Origin of the sequence: Mesorhizobium sp. LNHC229A00 (genome assembly GCF_000502415.1) — a bacterium.
Lineage (GTDB): Bacteria > Pseudomonadota > Alphaproteobacteria > Rhizobiales > Rhizobiaceae > Mesorhizobium.
Map to the genome: position 1 here is coordinate 182,842 of NZ_AYWQ01000004.1, position 15,811 is coordinate 198,652.

16 protein-coding genes are annotated in these 15,811 nt (G+C 62.5%); 12 read left to right on the plus strand and 4 right to left on the minus strand.

What is annotated here, in order from left to right:
• Positions 1 to 20: 20 nt before the first annotated feature.
• Entirely contained in the window at positions 21 to 2,051 is a 2,031-nt protein-coding gene (locus X742_RS158740) for a lytic transglycosylase domain-containing protein (protein WP_023771620.1), read from the minus strand.
• 351 nt (positions 2,052 to 2,402) lie between these two features.
• On the opposite strand from X742_RS158740, the gene dapA reads away from it, so the two are divergent.
• The 3 genes from dapA to X742_RS158725 all read left to right on the plus strand — a co-directional run bounded on the left by dapA (position 2,403) and on the right by X742_RS158725 (position 4,699).
• Positions 2,403 to 3,284, plus strand: coding sequence for a 4-hydroxy-tetrahydrodipicolinate synthase (gene dapA / locus X742_RS158735; protein ID WP_023771621.1), 882 nt, complete (start codon positions 2,403 to 2,405; stop codon positions 3,282 to 3,284).
• A 151-nt stretch (positions 3,285 to 3,435) separates the two neighbouring features.
• Positions 3,436 to 3,915, plus strand: a complete 480-nt coding sequence (gene smpB / locus X742_RS158730; protein WP_006202221.1) for an SsrA-binding protein SmpB — start codon at positions 3,436 to 3,438, stop codon at positions 3,913 to 3,915.
• 73 nt (positions 3,916 to 3,988) lie between these two features.
• The gene (locus X742_RS158725; protein WP_023771622.1) at positions 3,989 to 4,699 is read left to right on the plus strand and encodes a GH25 family lysozyme; all 711 of its coding nucleotides are present in this window, start codon (positions 3,989 to 3,991) and stop codon (positions 4,697 to 4,699) included.
• Between the two features lie 62 nt (positions 4,700 to 4,761).
• On the opposite strand, the gene X742_RS158720 is transcribed toward X742_RS158725, so the two are convergent.
• Positions 4,762 to 5,679 carry a DMT family transporter gene (locus X742_RS158720; protein WP_023771623.1) on the minus strand — a complete coding sequence of 306 codons (918 nt, stop codon included), beginning with the start codon at positions 5,677 to 5,679 and terminating at the stop codon, positions 4,762 to 4,764.
• 145 nt (positions 5,680 to 5,824) lie between these two features.
• On the opposite strand from X742_RS158720, the gene X742_RS158715 reads away from it, so the two are divergent.
• Positions 5,825 to 6,298, plus strand: coding sequence for an Lrp/AsnC ligand binding domain-containing protein (locus X742_RS158715; RefSeq protein WP_023771624.1), 474 nt, complete (start codon positions 5,825 to 5,827; stop codon positions 6,296 to 6,298).
• A 33-nt stretch (positions 6,299 to 6,331) separates the two neighbouring features.
• On the opposite strand, the gene X742_RS158710 is transcribed toward X742_RS158715, so the two are convergent.
• Together X742_RS158710 and X742_RS158705 are read right to left on the minus strand one after the other, a co-directional pair.
• Positions 6,332 to 6,988 carry a uracil-DNA glycosylase gene (locus tag X742_RS158710; protein WP_023771625.1) on the minus strand — a complete coding sequence of 219 codons (657 nt, stop codon included), beginning with the start codon at positions 6,986 to 6,988 and terminating at the stop codon, positions 6,332 to 6,334.
• An 11-nt stretch (positions 6,989 to 6,999) separates the two neighbouring features.
• A complete protein-coding gene (locus tag X742_RS158705) occupies positions 7,000 to 7,581 on the minus strand; it encodes an NYN domain-containing protein (RefSeq protein ID WP_015318582.1) in 582 nt (193 codons plus the stop codon).
• Between the two features lie 320 nt (positions 7,582 to 7,901).
• Here X742_RS158705 and rpoZ point away from each other — a divergent pair, with 320 nt between their 5' ends.
• The 8 genes from rpoZ to era all read left to right on the plus strand — a co-directional run bounded on the left by rpoZ (position 7,902) and on the right by era (position 15,496).
• Complete coding sequence (gene rpoZ, locus X742_RS158700) at positions 7,902 to 8,303, plus strand: DNA-directed RNA polymerase subunit omega (RefSeq protein ID WP_023771626.1); 402 nt, start codon at positions 7,902 to 7,904, stop codon at positions 8,301 to 8,303.
• Between the two features lie 129 nt (positions 8,304 to 8,432).
• Entirely contained in the window at positions 8,433 to 10,661 is a 2,229-nt protein-coding gene (locus X742_RS158695; protein WP_023771627.1) for a bifunctional (p)ppGpp synthetase/guanosine-3',5'-bis(diphosphate) 3'-pyrophosphohydrolase, read from the plus strand.
• A 24-nt stretch (positions 10,662 to 10,685) separates the two neighbouring features.
• Positions 10,686 to 11,264, plus strand: coding sequence for an orotate phosphoribosyltransferase (gene pyrE, locus X742_RS158690; protein WP_023771628.1), 579 nt, complete (start codon positions 10,686 to 10,688; stop codon positions 11,262 to 11,264).
• Positions 11,265 to 11,277: 13 nt separating this feature from the next.
• On the plus strand, positions 11,278 to 11,658 hold the full coding sequence (locus X742_RS158685) for a VOC family protein (RefSeq protein WP_023771629.1): 381 nt from the start codon (positions 11,278 to 11,280) through the stop codon (positions 11,656 to 11,658).
• A 334-nt stretch (positions 11,659 to 11,992) separates the two neighbouring features.
• The gene (locus tag X742_RS158680; RefSeq protein WP_023771631.1) at positions 11,993 to 12,592 is read left to right on the plus strand and encodes a DUF2062 domain-containing protein; all 600 of its coding nucleotides are present in this window, start codon (positions 11,993 to 11,995) and stop codon (positions 12,590 to 12,592) included.
• Positions 12,589 to 13,002 carry a holo-ACP synthase gene (gene acpS / locus X742_RS158675; RefSeq protein ID WP_023771632.1) on the plus strand — a complete coding sequence of 138 codons (414 nt, stop codon included), beginning with the start codon at positions 12,589 to 12,591 and terminating at the stop codon, positions 13,000 to 13,002. The genes X742_RS158680 and acpS overlap by 4 nt, the downstream gene beginning before the upstream one ends.
• Positions 13,003 to 13,862: 860 nt before the next feature.
• Positions 13,863 to 14,579, plus strand: coding sequence for a ribonuclease III (gene rnc, locus X742_RS158665; RefSeq protein ID WP_023771634.1), 717 nt, complete (start codon positions 13,863 to 13,865; stop codon positions 14,577 to 14,579).
• The gene (gene era, locus X742_RS158660) at positions 14,576 to 15,496 is read left to right on the plus strand and encodes a GTPase Era (protein ID WP_023771635.1); all 921 of its coding nucleotides are present in this window, start codon (positions 14,576 to 14,578) and stop codon (positions 15,494 to 15,496) included. The genes rnc and era overlap by 4 nt, the downstream gene beginning before the upstream one ends.
• The last annotated feature ends 315 nt before the right edge of the window (positions 15,497 to 15,811 follow it).

A 15,811-nucleotide genomic window follows, 5' to 3' on the forward strand; every position in this document is an offset into this window, starting at 1 on the left:
CACGAGGAAGAGCAAGAGCCTCAGCTGCGCCCGTTCACGAGATCGCCGACGATGTCGTACTTGCCGGAGATACGCATCTTGTAGACCTCGTAATTCTCCATTACTCGCTGCACGTAACTTCTTGTTTCCGTGTAGGGAATCCGTTCGATCCAGTCCACCACCGCATCGATGTCCTTGCCGCGCGGGTCACCATATTTCGCCACCCACTGGCCGGCCCGGCTCGGGCCGGCATTGTAGCCCGCGAAGGTCAATACGTACGAGCCGTTGAAGCGATCGAGCTGTTCGCCGAGGAAGGCCGAACCAAGCGTTGCATTATAGGCGGCGTCGGTTGTCAGCCTGTTCTGCGAAAACTGCAATCCAGCCTTCTTCGCCAATTGCCTGGCGGTTGCCGGCATCAGCTGCAGCAGCCCGCGCGCGCCGGCACTGGATATGGCGCCAATATTGAATTCGCTTTCCTGGCGGGCGATCGCGTAGGCCAGCGCCTTGCCGGAACCGGAAATATTGGCCGAATCAGGGATGACACCGAGCGGATGCGACAGCGCTCCGACGTCGATGCCCCGCGCGCCGGCGATCTTGCCGATCTTCAGCGCCATGAAATGGTTGTCCTGCTTTTCCGCCAGGACGGCGAGCAGTGCCAGTTCACCCGGGCTGGTCAACTGCCCGGCAAGGTCGCGGTAGAGCGTTTCGGCATAGCGGTCGTAGCCCGCCTCCTGCAGGCGCTTGATGGCGGAGACGGCTTCGCGGCCGGCAAAGCTCTGCCGGTCGGCGGCACTTGGCTGGGGATAGACGATGTTGAGTGCCTGCCGGCCGACACGTTCGGCGGCGAGCTGGCCGTAAAACGTGGTGCCGTAGGTCGCCGCACGTCCAAAATAGTCCTTGGCATAGCCGGGGCCCCCGACTTCCGCGGCGCGGCCGAGCCAGTAGTAGGCGCGCGACAGGGTCATCGGTCCCTGGGCAAGGTCGGCGATGCGCGTGAAATGCATCGCCGCGAGCTTGGGATCGTTCAGGCCGCGCAGCGCGTACCAGCCGGCATGGAACTCGGCTTCCGCGGCATTGGCCGCGCTTTCGGCGGCATGCGTGGCGACTATCTTGTATGCCGTCTTCATATCGCCCTGGTCGACCAGTTCGCGCGAGAGCACCCGGCGTTCGACCCACCAGGCATCCGGATCGACCAGGGAGTCACGGTCCGCCGGCGCCTTCATGACAACCGCCGCGGCGCCCGCAAAATCCTGCTGCTTGCGCAGATACTCGGCCTGCGCGAAGAAATAGCCGGCCGAATGCTGCGCGGCCGGCACGGCCTTCAGCAGTTTGGCGGCATTCTTGTCGCCCCTGTCGGCCGCCGCCCAGGCGTCGGCAAGCTGCTGGGCGCCGGCGAGCCCGGCGACACGCAAGGCGGAATTCACCCGGTCGGCATAGAACATGCGCTCCATGCGAAAACGGTGATCGGCGGCAGGAACAACGCTGCCGAACTCCTTGATCAGAGCCGTCTCGTCCTTGGCTTCCAGGATCGCGGTGCGCCAGAACGGCGACAGCACCGATCGCGCCGCCTTGGCGTTGCCGGACGACAGATAGGCGCGCGCGAGAACCATCACGCCTTCGAATGTCTGCGGCTGGCTGCCGTCGAATGCCTTGACGACGACGTCCGCCGCCGGGTTTTCGCGGTAGAGCGCGCGCTCGCTGTTCTTGCGCAAGGCAACGGTGCCAGGCCAGTTGGGCAGCATCTTCGCGGCCGCCGCGATGTCGCCGCTCGGAACCTTGTCTCCGCCGTAAAGCGCGATCGCCCACGCCAATATGTGCTGGTCGAGCGATTGTGCGGGCAGCGCATCACGCACACCGCGCGCGCCGGCAATATCGCCTGCCGCCAGCGCATCCAGCCCACTTTTCAACAGCGCGACGCTGGGTGAGGGGGCCTGTTGCGCCTTGTCCTGTACACCAGGCACCGGGATGGCCGAGGTGACCCGCACATCGACGCTGCCGCTGATCGCCACGCCGGGCATCAGCGCGGCCATGGCGCCAAGCAGCGCGAACAGATGAGGCCGACTGGTCGGCATGATGACGTGTCTTTCCTTAATCCAGCATCTTACCGGCGGGCGAAGAAGCCTTGAAGCCTAAACTTAGGTCGTGAAGGGCTCGTAAACAAAGGGTTATCGAGGCCGTTGGAATTACGCTTGCTGGCACCATGGCAATGCTTGCCGCGCAACAATGTCGAGACTATGGTGCGCGGCTTCGCTTTCGGTTAGAAGGCGCGCACCACGAAACGCCGATGCATGGCGCCCAAAAGTGGATACCGGTTTTGGGGTAACGACATTGCATTACCAACAAAGTGCATGGCGCCCAAAAGTGGATACCGGCTTTGGGACAACGACATGCGTGAACCAAGAAGTCCCAAGGAGTTGGACGACATGCTGAGAGGCTCGCTTACCGCGCTCGTGACACCGTTCGAGAAGAGCGGGCGTTTCGACGAGAAAGCCTTTCGCGCGTTCGTCGACTGGCAGCTTGGCGAGGGCACGACGGGCTTGGTTCCTGTCGGCACGACCGGCGAATCCCCGACGCTGTCGCATGAGGAGCACCGCCATGTCGTCAAGGTCTGCGTCGAGGTGGCCAAGGGCCGCGCCCCGGTGGTTGCCGGCGCCGGTTCCAACAACACCGAGGAAGCCGTCGGGCTCGTGCAGTATGCCGAAAAGGCCGGCGCCGATGCCGCCCTGGTCGTCACGCCCTATTACAACAAGCCGACACAGCGCGGCCTCTACGAGCATTTCGCCGCCGTCGCCAGGGCGACCAAGCTGCCGATCATCATCTACAACATCCCGCCGCGCTCGGTCATCGACATGACGCCGGAGACGATGGGCCGGCTGGTACACGACTTCAAGAACATCGTCGGCGTCAAGGACGCTACCGGCAAGGTCGAGCGAGTGTCGGAGCAGCGCATGACCTGCGGCAAGGATTTTATCCAGCTTTCGGGCGAGGACGCTTCCGCGCTGGGTTTCAACGCGCATGGTGGTGTCGGCTGCATCTCGGTGACCTCGAACGTCGCGCCACGGCTCTGCGCCGAATTCCAGGCAGCAACGCTTTCGGGCGACAGTGCGAAGGCGTTGGAGCTGCAGGACCGTCTATTGCCGCTGCACAAGGCAATCTTCATCGAGCCCGGTGTATCCGGCGCGAAATATGCACTGTCGAAGCTTGGCAAGGTCGAGAACGTGCTGCGTTCGCCGCTGGTGACTGTCGAGCCGGCAACGGCCGAGAGGATCGATGCGGCCATGAAGCACGCCGGCTTGATCAATTAGCGAGCCCGTTTGGGAAGTCTGCTCCCACGGTGATCTGAAGGCGCCACCTGCGCTTCCGGTGCTCCCGTACTATATGTACGCTCCGCTCCGGTTCTCGGTAGCGCCACCATCTGGCTCGCGGGAGCGAGTTTCGAAACGGACTCTAGACCTCATGAACCAAGTCAGAAAAGCCGATCCCAACAACAAGACCGTTGCCGAAAACCGCAAGGCGCGGTTTTCGTATGAGGTGCTCGACACGATCGAGGCCGGCCTTGTGCTGACCGGAACCGAGGTCAAGTCGCTGCGTCAGGGCCAGGCCAACATCCAGGACAGCTATGCCTCGGTCGAAGGCGGCGAGATCTGGCTGATCAATTCCTATCTGCCGGAATATCTGCAGGCCAACCGTTTCAACCACGAGCCGCGCCGCCGCCGCAAACTGCTGCTCAACAAGCGCGAAATGGCCAAGCTGTCGCAGAGCGTGGACCGCGAAGGCATGACGCTGGTGCCGCTGAAAATCTATTTCAACGATCAGGGACGCGCCAAGCTGCTGCTTGCCGTCGGCCGCGGCAAGAAACTGCACGACAAGCGTGAGACCGAAAAGCAACGCGACTGGTCGCGCGAAAAAGGCCGGCTGCTGAAGGAACGCGGGTGATCGGGAGATAGCCTGGAAAGCCAACGATCGGGTTTTCAACCTCGAACACCGGCAAGTCCAACAGGGGATGGTCTTGAAGAAGCGGATTGTTCTCTGGGGCGTGGCCACTCTTGCCTTGGCATGTGTCATTGCTTTGGGGGGAGTGGCCTATTTCCGCACCTACTCTCCCGACCGCGACCGATATCCGCTCAGAGGCATCGACGTCTCCCATCATCAAGGCCGGATCGACTGGCGGCGTGTTGCCGCGGATGATGTGGCTTTCGTCGTCATCAAGGCGACTGAAGGCGGCGACCATGTCGACGACGCCTTCGGCGGCAATCTGCGCGAGGCCCGCGCCGCCGGCCTCGCCGTAGGCGCCTATCATTTCTTCACCTTCTGCCGGCCGGGCGCCGACCAGGCGAGGAATTTCATCTCGGTGGTGCCGCACGATCAGCCGCTGCTGCCGCCCGTGGTCGACATCGAGTTCGGCGGCAACTGCCCGCGGCGACCGTCGCCCGAACAGTTGAATGCCGAACTTCAGGCCTTCCTCGGACCTGTCGAGGCGGCATTCGGCAAGCCGGTGATCGTCTATCTGACGGATGAAGCCGAGGCCGCTTATGGCGGGCAAATCGCCGCTCGCCCACTCTGGCTACGCTCACTGCTCATGGAACCGGACCGCCGTGACTGGATCTACTGGCAGTACCACAACAGGGGGCGCGTGAACGGCATCGAGGGGGACGTCGATCTGAACGTTTTGCAGGGCGGGCCGGAGAAGTTGGCGGCGCTGCTCGCCTCCACACCTTGATGAACAGGCCCGATCTGATGCCGGTCCGGTTCTTCGGCAGCCTGCCATGCCCCAGAAACCATTCACGATCCAGCTAATGTCGAGACAGCCAGATTTTCCCGGCGTCGACCCATCGCCGAATAGCCCATCCCGGCGGCCATGATGGCGATGGCTACGCATTGGATAGCCGGCGGGGTCTCGCCAAGCACGACCATGCCGACCATCACGGTGGCCACCGGCACACCTGGGAGGAATAGCGATGCGGCTTGTGAGCCCAATCGGTCGACAATGTAAGTGTAGAGGAACATTGCGGCAGCGCCCGCGAGAAGACCTTGAATGACGATCTGGCTGGCGATTTCGGCGCCTGCGGCGGCATGGAGGCCGCTTGGCGCAAAGACATAGAGAAGTGGCAGCGGTAGGCAGGACAAAAGCACGACGCTCGCGGTCGCCGTGACCGGGTCGACACGCCATCGCTGCACAAGGACGGCGTATGTGGAAAACATCGCGCCCGATCCGATAAACAGCAGGTCCCCGAACAGGACATCGCTGGCGCCGGTGCGCGCCGGCGCTATGAACAGCAACAAGCCGGCGATGATCGTGACGACACCAATGATTCGCCGACGCGACGCGCTTTCCCTGAACAGCGACAATAGGAACGAGAAGAACACGATCGAGGCCGGGCAGAGCGCCGCGGCATGGGCGGCGGGCGCGTGGGTCAGGCCCCAGTTGATGATCAGCGGATAGGGCAATCCGGCCAGTGCCGCCAACGTCAGTCCACGCCGCCAGCCCAGCGCCTTCATGGTCGCCAGCCCGCGCCTCCAGACGATCGGCAGGAACACCGCGCCGGCACCGGCAAAGCGCAGGCCGGCCATGTCGGTGGCCGTCAGATGCTCCCTGAGGCTGAAGCGGGCGGCGACGAACTGCGCTGCATAGATGGCGATCATGACAAGACCGGCGATCACCGCCAGTCTTGTGTCTCCGATGTCTCGTCCGTCGGCCATGTCAGTTCCGCCGCATGTTCATGCCGCCAGGACGAGACAGCCCCGACCTTGCGATGAAGCGGAGCCTATTGTCGAAAGGGCCGCGACAAAATACGCTGTTTTTCACAATTTGAAGTGTAATTCACGCAAATAGGATGGCTTGAACGTGAATCCTGAACCAGTCGACCTAGACGCCGTCGACCGCGGTCTTCTTCGACTGTTGCAGGAAGATGGACGCCGCACCACGCTCGACCTGGCAGCGCGCGTCGGCCTGTCACCGACCGGTGCCAGCCAGCGCGTGAAACGCCTGTTTCGCGACGGCTTCATCACCGCCGTCAGGGCGGTGCTCAATCCGGCAAAGATTGGCCGCGGCATGCTTGTCTTCATCGAGGTGCGGCTCGATCACGCGGCCCCGCATATCTTTGACCGCTTCGCCGAGGCGGTGGCAAAGGCGCCCGAGGTACTGGAATGCCACATGGTCGTCGGCGGCTTCGACTATCTCGTGAAGGCCCGCATTGCCGAGATGGCCGACTATCAGGACTTTCTCAAACGCGTCATCCTGCCGCTGCCGGGGGTGAAGGAGACACATACCTATGCCTCGATCGGCGACGTGAAGCCGGATGCCTTGCTGCCGGTGTGAGCAGGCACCGCGGACCGCACGGTACCCGAGAGCTCAATTCTTCAGGAATGCCGCGATCTCGCCAAACACCCTGACGAACATGTCTTCGGTCAACACACCCGTATTGGTGTTGTAACGCGAGCAATGGTAGCTCGAAAACAGCATGATGCCGCCGGCTTCCAACTGGCCGCCATGTTTGAACGGATAGGCGGCGACGCGCCCGCCCAGTGCCCGCACGGTCGACTGGTGCGCGATCGATCCCAGCGCCAGCACGGCGCGCAGGTTGGGAAAGCGAGCGATGGTCGGCACCAGGAATGTCCGGCAGGTGGCGATCTCCGCACCGACCGGCTTGTTCTCCGGCGGCACGCAGCGCACCGCGTTGGTGATCGCCGTGCCGACGAGCTCCAGCCCGTCATCGGGCCGCGCCTTGAACTCGCCGCGTGCGAAGTCGTGGGCAATCAGTGTCGAATAGAGCAGGTCGCCGGCATAGTCGCCGGTGAAGGGGCGCCCGGTGCGGTTGGCGCCCCGCAGGCCAGGCGCCAGACCGACGATCAGAAGCTGGACGGTATCTTCGCCGCCCAGTGGCAGGAAGGTCGGCACCGGGGCGTTGAACCATGACGGCTCGCGCTGCCGCCATTCGGCGATGAAATCATGCAGCCGCGGGCAGAGCGGGCAATCGCGGCTGGGTTCGGAAAGCGAGAGGGCGGTCAAGTCGACCGGCCTCAGTAGTCGTCCTCGTCGACTTCAGCCGGTTCGGGCCGCCGTGCCGGCCGTTCGGAGGGGTCGCGGCCAACTTCGTTCTTCAGCGTCGCCAGGTCGATGAAATGGTCGGCCTGCCGGCGCAGGTCGTCTGAGATCATCGGAGGCTGCGAGGCCATGGTCGAGACGATCGACACCTTGCGGCCACGCCGTTGCAGCGCTTCGACCAGCGTTCGGAAATCACCGTCTCCGGAGAATATGACATAGTGGTCGACGACATCGGCGAGTTCCAGCGCATCGACGGTGAGCTCGATGTCCATGTTGCCCTTGATCTTGCGGCGGCCGGTCGAGTCGGTGAATTCCTTGGCGGGCTTGGTGACCACCTTGAAGCCGTTATAGTCGAGCCAGTCGATCAGCGGCCGGATCGAGGAGTATTCCTGGTCCTCGACCAGCGCGGTGTAATAATAGGCGCGCAACAGGTAACCGCGCTTGTGGAAGCTCGCCAGGAGCTTGCGATAGTCGATGTCGAACCCGAGCGCGCGCGATGTGGCGTAGAGATTGGCGCCGTCGATGAACAGGGCGATTTTTTCACGAGGGTCGAACATGGAAATAGTCCTTTTCGAAAAAACGGCCGTCTAAACGAAATGCGGTAGCGACTTTCGGTCAGGCTCATAATAAACCGGCCGACCTTGGACCCACCGAGATAACGCCAGTTTGGTGGCAATCCAAGGGCATGTGGCGCACTGCAAGCAATTGTGATCGTGGCGCCGAACCCTGGACCCGGCTGGCTTTGCCAGATCGGGAGTTCGATGTTGAGATTGAGTGCCCTGTGGGCCCGCATCGCCATGATGCTTGTATTTTGGCCGCGTTCGGGTTAAGGACCGCGCCTGTTTTCCATCAAATCCAGGCATGAAAGGGGCAGTCCATGGCCCGCGTAACCGTTGAAGATTGCATCGACAAGGTCGATAACCGCTTCGAGCTGGTGCTTCTGGCCGGCCACCGCGCCCGTCAGATCAGCCAGGGCGCGCAGATCACCGTCCCGCGCGACAACGACAAGAACCCGGTCATCGCACTGCGCGAGATCGCCGACGAGACGCTGTCGCCCGACGATCTCAAGGAAGATCTGATCCATTCGCTGCAGAAGCATGTCGAGGTCGACGAGCCTGAAGTCGATGGCGAAGTGATCGCCGATCAGACCGGCGGCGCCGTTGCGGCCGCCGAAACCGACGACGCCGAGGAGAACGTCACCTTCGACCGGATGACCGAGGAAGATCTCCTGGCTGGCATCGAAGGCCTGGTGCCCCCGGAAAAGAGCGACGACTACTAAGTCGGCCGTCCGTTCCGGCGGTCGCTGAATCTTCCGGCACTTCCGTCCCGGCGGTTTCGTGGCTATCTATGACATGCGCCGTACAACAGTGCGGCGCATGATTCATTTCATCGCCGAGAGATTTAGCCCATGATGCGTCAGTATGAGCTTGTCGAGCGCGTCCAGCGCTACAAGCCTGACGTCAACGAGGCGTTGCTCAACAAGGCCTATGTCTACGCCATGCAGAAGCATGGCCACCAGAAGCGCGCTTCCGGCGATCCCTATTTCTCGCATCCGCTCGAAGTCGCCGCCATCCTCACCGAGATGCACATGGACGAGGCGACCATCGCCGTCGCCCTGCTGCACGACACCATCGAGGACACGACGGCGACGCGGGCCGAGATCGACGATCTGTTCGGTCCCGAAATGGGCAAGCTGGTCGAGGGCCTGACCAAGCTCAAGAAGCTCGACCTCGTCTCGAAGAAAGCCGAGCAGGCGGAGAACCTGCGCAAGCTTTTGCTGGCGATCTCGGAAGATGTTCGCGTGCTGCTGGTCAAGCTCGCCGACCGTTTGCACAACATGCGCACCCTTGATCACATGCCCGAGGCCAAACGCCTGCGCATCGCCGAGGAGACGATGGATATCTACGCGCCGCTGGCCGGGCGCATGGGCATGCAAGGCATGCGCGAGGAGCTGGAAGAGATCGCCTTCCGCTTCATCAATCCGGAAGCCTACCGGGCCGTCACCGCCCGGCTCGCCGAGATATTCGAGCGCAACAAGGGCGTTCTGACCGACATTGAAAAGGCGCTGTCGGCCTTGTTCGAGAAGCACGCCATCAACGCCGGCGTGAAGAGCCGGCAGAAGAAGCCATGGTCGGTGTTCCGAAAGATGGAGGCCAAGGCGCTGTCCTTCGAGCAACTGTCCGACATCTTCGGCTTCCGTGTTGTCGTCGACAGCGTCGAGGACTGCTATCGCGCGCTGGGTGCCATCCACACCACTTGGTCGATGGTGCCCGGCCGTTTCAAGGACTACATCTCGACCCCGAAGCAGAACGACTACCGTTCGATCCACACCACCATCGTCGGCCCTTCGCGCCAGCGCGTCGAGCTGCAGATCCGCACCCGCGAGATGAACAAGATCGCCGAATACGGCGTCGCCGCCCATTCGATCTACAAGGACACCGGCGGCAAGACGAACGGCGCCGGCCATGCGATCTCGAAGGAGACCAACGCCTACGCTTGGCTGCGTCGTACCATCGAGCAGTTGGCCGAGGGCGACAATCCCGAGGATTTTCTCGAGAACACCAAGCTTGAGCTGTTCCAGGACCAGGTGTTCTGCTTCACGCCGAAAGGCATGCTGATTGCCTTGCCGCGGGGCGCCACGCCGATCGATTTCGCCTATGCGGTCCACACCGATGTCGGCGACACCTGCGTCGGCGCCAAGGTCAATGGCCGCATCATGCCGCTGATGACGGAACTGAAGAATGGCGACGAGGTCGAGATCATCCGCTCCAAGGCGCAGGTGCCGCCAGCCGCATGGGAATCGGTCGTCGTCACCGGCAAGGCGCGCGCCGCCATCCGCCGCGCCACCAAGAATGCGATCCGCAAGCAGTATTCTGGCCTTGGCGCGCGTATTCTGGAGCGTGCCTTCGAACGAGCCGGCAAGACCTTCACCAGGGAAAGCCTCAAGCCCGTGCTGCACAGGCTCGCACGCAAGGACATCGAGGATGTGCTGGCATCCGTGGGCCGCGGCGAACTGGCGTCGACGGATGTCATGAAGGCCGTGTTCCCCGACTACAAGGACGAGCGCGTCACGCCGGCGGCGCCCAAGCAGCGCGAGGAAGGCTGGTCGAAGATCCGCAATGCCGCAGGCATGCTGTTCCAGATACCTGGCCGGGCCGCGCGCAAGGACAAGGACCAACCAGGCGCCGGCGCCGTGCCGATCCGCGGCGTGCGCGGCGACCTGCCGGTGCGCTTCGCGCCGGAAGGCGCGGTCCCTGGCGATCGTATCGTCGGCATCGTCCAGCCGGGCACCGGCATCACCATCTACCCGATCCAGTCTCCGGCGCTGCAGGCCTTCGACGATCAACCGGAGCGCTGGATCGACGTGCGCTGGGACATCGACGAGCGCACCAAGGAGCGGTTCCCCGCGCGCGTCTCGGTCACCGCCATCAACGCGCCGGGTTCGCTTGCCGATATCGCCCAGGTCGTCGCCTCCAACGACGCCAACATCCATACGCTGTCGATGGTGCGCACCGCGCCCGATTTCACCGAAATGCTGATCGATCTCGAAGTCTGGGACCTGAAGCATCTCAACCGGCTGCTGTCGCAGCTCAAGGACAATTCGAGCGTCAGCGATGCGCGGCGCGTCAATGGCTAGCGATAGCCGACCATGGGGGACGAGATGAATACCGACGAAGTGCTGGACATATTCCGTGAGGCTGGCGCTGTTCTGGAGGGTCATTTTATCCTGACGTCGGGCCTGCGCAGTCCAGTCTTCCTGCAGAAGGCACGCGTCTTCATGCATGCCGACAAGACCGAGCGGCTTTGCAAGGCGCTGGCCAAGAAGATTCGCGCCGCCGTGCCAGGCAAGATCGACTATGTCGTCGGGCCGGCGATCGGCGGCCTGATCCCTGCCTACGAAACCTCGCGCCACCTTGGCGTGCCAGCGATCTGGGTGGAGCGGGAGGGGGGCGAGTTCCGCCTGCGCCGCTTCGAGATCGATCGAGGCGCCCGCGTCGTCATCGTCGAGGACATCGTCACCACCGGTCTGTCGATCCGCGAAACCATCGATTGCCTGCGCGACGTTGGCGCAGAGGTGGTCGCGGCCGCCTGCATCATCGACCGTTCGGCCGGCAAGACCCATGTCGGCGTGCCGTTGATCGCGCTTGCCGAATATGAAGTTCCAGCCTATCCGCCGGACAGGTTGCCGCCGGAGCTTGCCGCCATCCCGGCCATCAAGCCCGGCAGCCGCAACATCTGACGAGGAGGTCGAAATGATCGCCGGCATCGACCATTTCGTGCTGACGGTCCGCTCGGTTGAAGCGACCTGCGACTTCTACCGGCGCGTGCTTGGCATGCGGCGCCTGGATCAGCCGAACCGGCCGACAGCGCTTCTGTTCGGTTCGCAGAAGATCAACCTGCACGAAGTCGGCCGCACTTTCGAGCCAAAGGCAAGGACGCCGACGCCGGGTTCTGGCGATTTCTGCCTCGTGTCGGCGGTGCCTCTCGCCGAAATCCAGGCCGGCCTCGCGGCCGAAGGCGTTGCCGTCGAAGTCGGTCCGGTCGAGCGCGTCGGCGCGCAAGGAGCTATGATGTCGGTCTATTTCCGCGATCCCGACGACAATCTGGTCGAGGTCAGCGAATATCTGAAGTAGGCGCCGTGCCGGAAGGCTATCGTCTGGCCCCTGATGGCGACCTTGTCGAAGTCGGTCGGAACCCCTGGCCGCATATCGGTCATCCGGCTGCGACAATTAGCCGAAACCACTTCTCAAATTCGCCGCGATTATCCGATGTGGAGGAGATGGATCCGAGCAAAAACCTGGCGCTGCGGACGCTGAGCGTAAGGCCTTCGGTTGTCGTTGGGCTCGCGGATGGCTATATCAAAGTCGCGATTGCCTTCTGGCGACCGTAAAGCGCAAGATGTGGCAGTCGAAACCTGGCTGGAAACAGCCGGCGTGTAAGCTGTGAATTGTCTGGAATAGGAATAGAGTGCTTTTTCGTCGCCGCAAGCCTGATGGCCTTTTCGAGCGGGTGCGTACCTATCTGTGGCCGCGCCGTTCGTTTTCGCGCTCGCTTCAATATTTCTCCAAGCGCATTCTGCGGCTGAAGGCCACCCCGCATGCGGTGGCCGCGGGTGTCGCGGCGGGTGTCTTTGCTTCGTTCTTCCCCGTCGGTTTCCACTTCATCATTGCCGCCGTTCTGTGTTGGGTGATCGCCGGCAATCTGGTGGCCGCCGCTCTCGGAGCCGTATTCTTCGGCAATCCGCTTACTTTTCCGCTCTTGTGGGGCGCATCCTGGGAAACCGGCAAGCTCATCCTGCACGATCGCTTGCCGACACACGGTCCGCCGGCGCATCTGGGCGAGATGCTGCACACGCTTTCCTTCGCCAAACTATGGCATCCCGTACTGGAGCCGATGCTGATCGGCGCGGTGCCGCTCGGGCTGGTGTTCGGCCTGGTGTTCTACGGCATCACGCGCTGGGGCATGAATGTCTTCCGCGAACAGAGGCGCAAGCGGCTGGCCGAGCGCGCGAGACGCCGTGAGCATTCGCCTCATTCCGGCGGAAGCGTCGGTTCTGCCGCCCAATGATCATCGGCATTGGCAGCGACCTGATCGACATCACACGCATCGAGAAATCGCTTGAGCGTCACGGCCAGCGCTTCATCCAGAGGATCTACACCGAGGTGGAACAGGCGCGTTCGGAGAACCGGCGCGCCCGCGCGGCTTCCTACGCCAAGCGCTTTGCCGCCAAGGAGGCATGCGCCAAGGCACTGGGCACTGGTCTGGCACAAGGGGTCTTCTGGCGTGACATGGGTGTCGTCAACCTGCCAAGCGGTGCGCCGACGATGGCGCTGACCGGCGGGGCGCTGGCGCGGCTGGAAGAGATCGTGCCTCGAGGCCATCGGGCAGCGATCCACCTCACCATCACGGATGATTTCCCGCTCGCTCAAGCCTTTGTGATCATAGAGGCGCTACCGGTCGAAGAAGCGCCACATTGATTGCATCTGACGACCGGCATGGACGTTGCCCAGCGCGCGCCGAGACTCTATACCATCCAACGCACAATCGAGGACGACATGAGCGTGGCTGAAAAATCTCAGAAGAAATCCGGCGGGCTTGGCGAAACCGTCAGCGTCATCGTCCAGGCGCTTTTGCTCGCCCTGGTCATTCGCACGCTGCTGTTCCAGCCGTTCTCGATCCCGTCGGGCTCGATGCGGCCGACGCTTCTGGAAGGCGACTATCTGTTCGTCACCAAATGGTCCTACGGCTATTCACGCTATTCGCTGCCTTTTGGACCGGACATTTTCTCGGGCCGCATCTGGGGCTCAGTGCCCAAGCGTGGCGACGTGGTGGTGTTCAAGTTCCCGCCGGATCCGTCCGTCGACTATATCAAGCGCGTCATCGGCCTGCCCGGCGACAAGATCCAGATGAAGGATGGCCAAGTCTTCATCAATGGCGTCGGCGTGCCGCGCGTCAAGACCGGCCAGATCGACAATCCCGACATCACGGAAAAGGATTATCCGATCGACGTCTATCGCGAGACGCTGCCCGATGGTGTCAGCTACGACACGCTCGACCTGTCGCCGAACTCGATTGGCGACAACACCCGCGAATTCGACGTGCCCCCCGGCCACTATTTCATGATGGGCGACAACAGGGACAATTCCGCCGACAGCCGCTTCACCGTCGGATATGTTCCAGCCGAGAACCTGGTCGGCCGCGCCAACCTTGTCTTCTTCTCGATCGCCGGCAAGGCAAGCCCGCNCTTTCCCTACACGACGCTCTTCCGATCTCCGCTCGAAATCTGGAAATGGCCGTCGCTGATGCGCGCTTCGCGCCTGTTCCACTTCGTCAACTGATGGCGTTGAAGCGCCCGACAGGCGAGACTCTGGCCGGTTTGGTGATGGCCAAGACCGGGCATGTTTTCAGGGATATCCGCTTACTTGAGACGGCCTTGACGCATTCCAGCGCGGTCAAGGCGACAAGCAACAATCAGCGTCTTGAATTCCTCGGCGACCGCGTGCTTGGTCTTGTCGTCGCCGATATGCTTTTCGAGAAATTCCCCGATGCACCGGAAGGCGAAATCGCGCCCCGTTTCAATGCGCTGGTCGATGCAAAAACATGCTCGGAAGTCGGCATCGAGATGCAGCTGGAGAATCTGGTTCGGGCCGACGCCGCCTTGAAGACGCGATCGCGCGGCTACGGCGGAAACTATCTGGCTGATGCCGTCGAAGCCCTAATCGCGGCAGTTTACATCGATGGTGGTATCGACGCCGCGCGGCGGTTCGTTCTGCGTTATTGGGAGCCACGTTCGAGCACGGTTGTGACGAAGCCACTTAATCCGAAATCCGATTTGCAGGAATGGATTGCCAAGTCGAGTGACGCGCGACCCGAATATGTGATCGAAAAACGCGAAGGGCCCGACCATCAGCCGGTCTTCACTATTTCTTTGCAGGTTAGCGGCTTTGCACCTTCCATCGGTACCGGCGGCTCCCGCAGAGCGGCCGAAGAAGCGGCGGCTTCGGCATTTCTCGTGCGCGAAGGCGTGTGGGCCAATAAAGGGAGCGCGGCATGACCGCAGAAGATACTGCAGCCGCTCCCGTCACGCACTCCGGCTTCGTTGCGCTGATCGGCGCGCCCAATGCGGGCAAGTCGACGCTGGTCAACCAGCTGGTCGGCGCCAAGGTCTCGATCGTCACCCATAAGGTGCAGACGACACGTGCCATCGTGCGCGGCATCGCCACGCACGACAACGCGCAGATCGTCTTTGTCGACACACCGGGCATCTTCAAACCCAAGCGGCGGCTCGACACCGCGATGGTGACCACCGCGTGGGGAGGCGCCAAGGACGCCGACATCGTGCTGCTGCTGATCGACGCCGAGCGCGGCATCAGGGGCGATGCAGACGCCATCCTCGAACGGCTGAAGGACGTGCGCCAACCGATGGTGCTGATTCTCAACAAGGTCGATCGGGTCAAGCACGAGGCGCTGCTGGCCCTGTCCGCGGCAGCGAACGAGAAAGTGCCGTTCCAGCGCACCTTCATGGTCTCCGCGCTGACCGGTTCCGGCTGCAAGGACCTCCTCGACTATCTGGCGCAGGCGCTGCCGGCCGGTCCCTGGTACTATCCGGAAGACCAGATTTCGGACCTGCCGATGCGCCAGCTGGCAGCCGAGATCACCCGCGAAAAACTCTATCTCAGGCTGCATCAGGAACTGCCCTATTCCTCGCACATCGAAACCGAGAAATGGGAAGAGAAACAGGACGGCTCGGTGCGCATCGACCAGACCATCTTTGTCGAGCGCGACAGCCAGAAGAAGATCGTGCTTGGCCACAAGGGCGAGACCATCCGCGCCATCGGCCAGGCCGCGCGGATGGAAATATCAGGCATACTGGAACAGAAGGTCCACCTGTTCCTGTTCGTGAAAGTGCGCGAGAACTGGGGCGATGACCCCGAGCGCTACCGCGAGATGGGGCTGGAGTTCCCCCGCTAAGGCCGAAAAATCCTGGCACGTCATCGGCGCGGTGCTGGCCGACCACAAGCATTGGGCGTGAGGCCAACGCATGTCGCCCGGAAGTGTCCTCGGTTCCGGGACAACGACATGCATAAAATCGGAAGCTTACAGCAGGTCGGCGAATCCGATTCGCCGCTACGAGCTGTAGAGCACGCCGCGGCTTTACGGGAACCGCTCCCCGGGTGCCGGAAAGCAGCTAAGGCGAAGCGCCGGTTCCTCCACGCGGCCCGCCATGGCGCGAGACCAACTCAGATTCTTGGCAAGCCGCCAACGAAGCGGCGACGCGCCATGAGG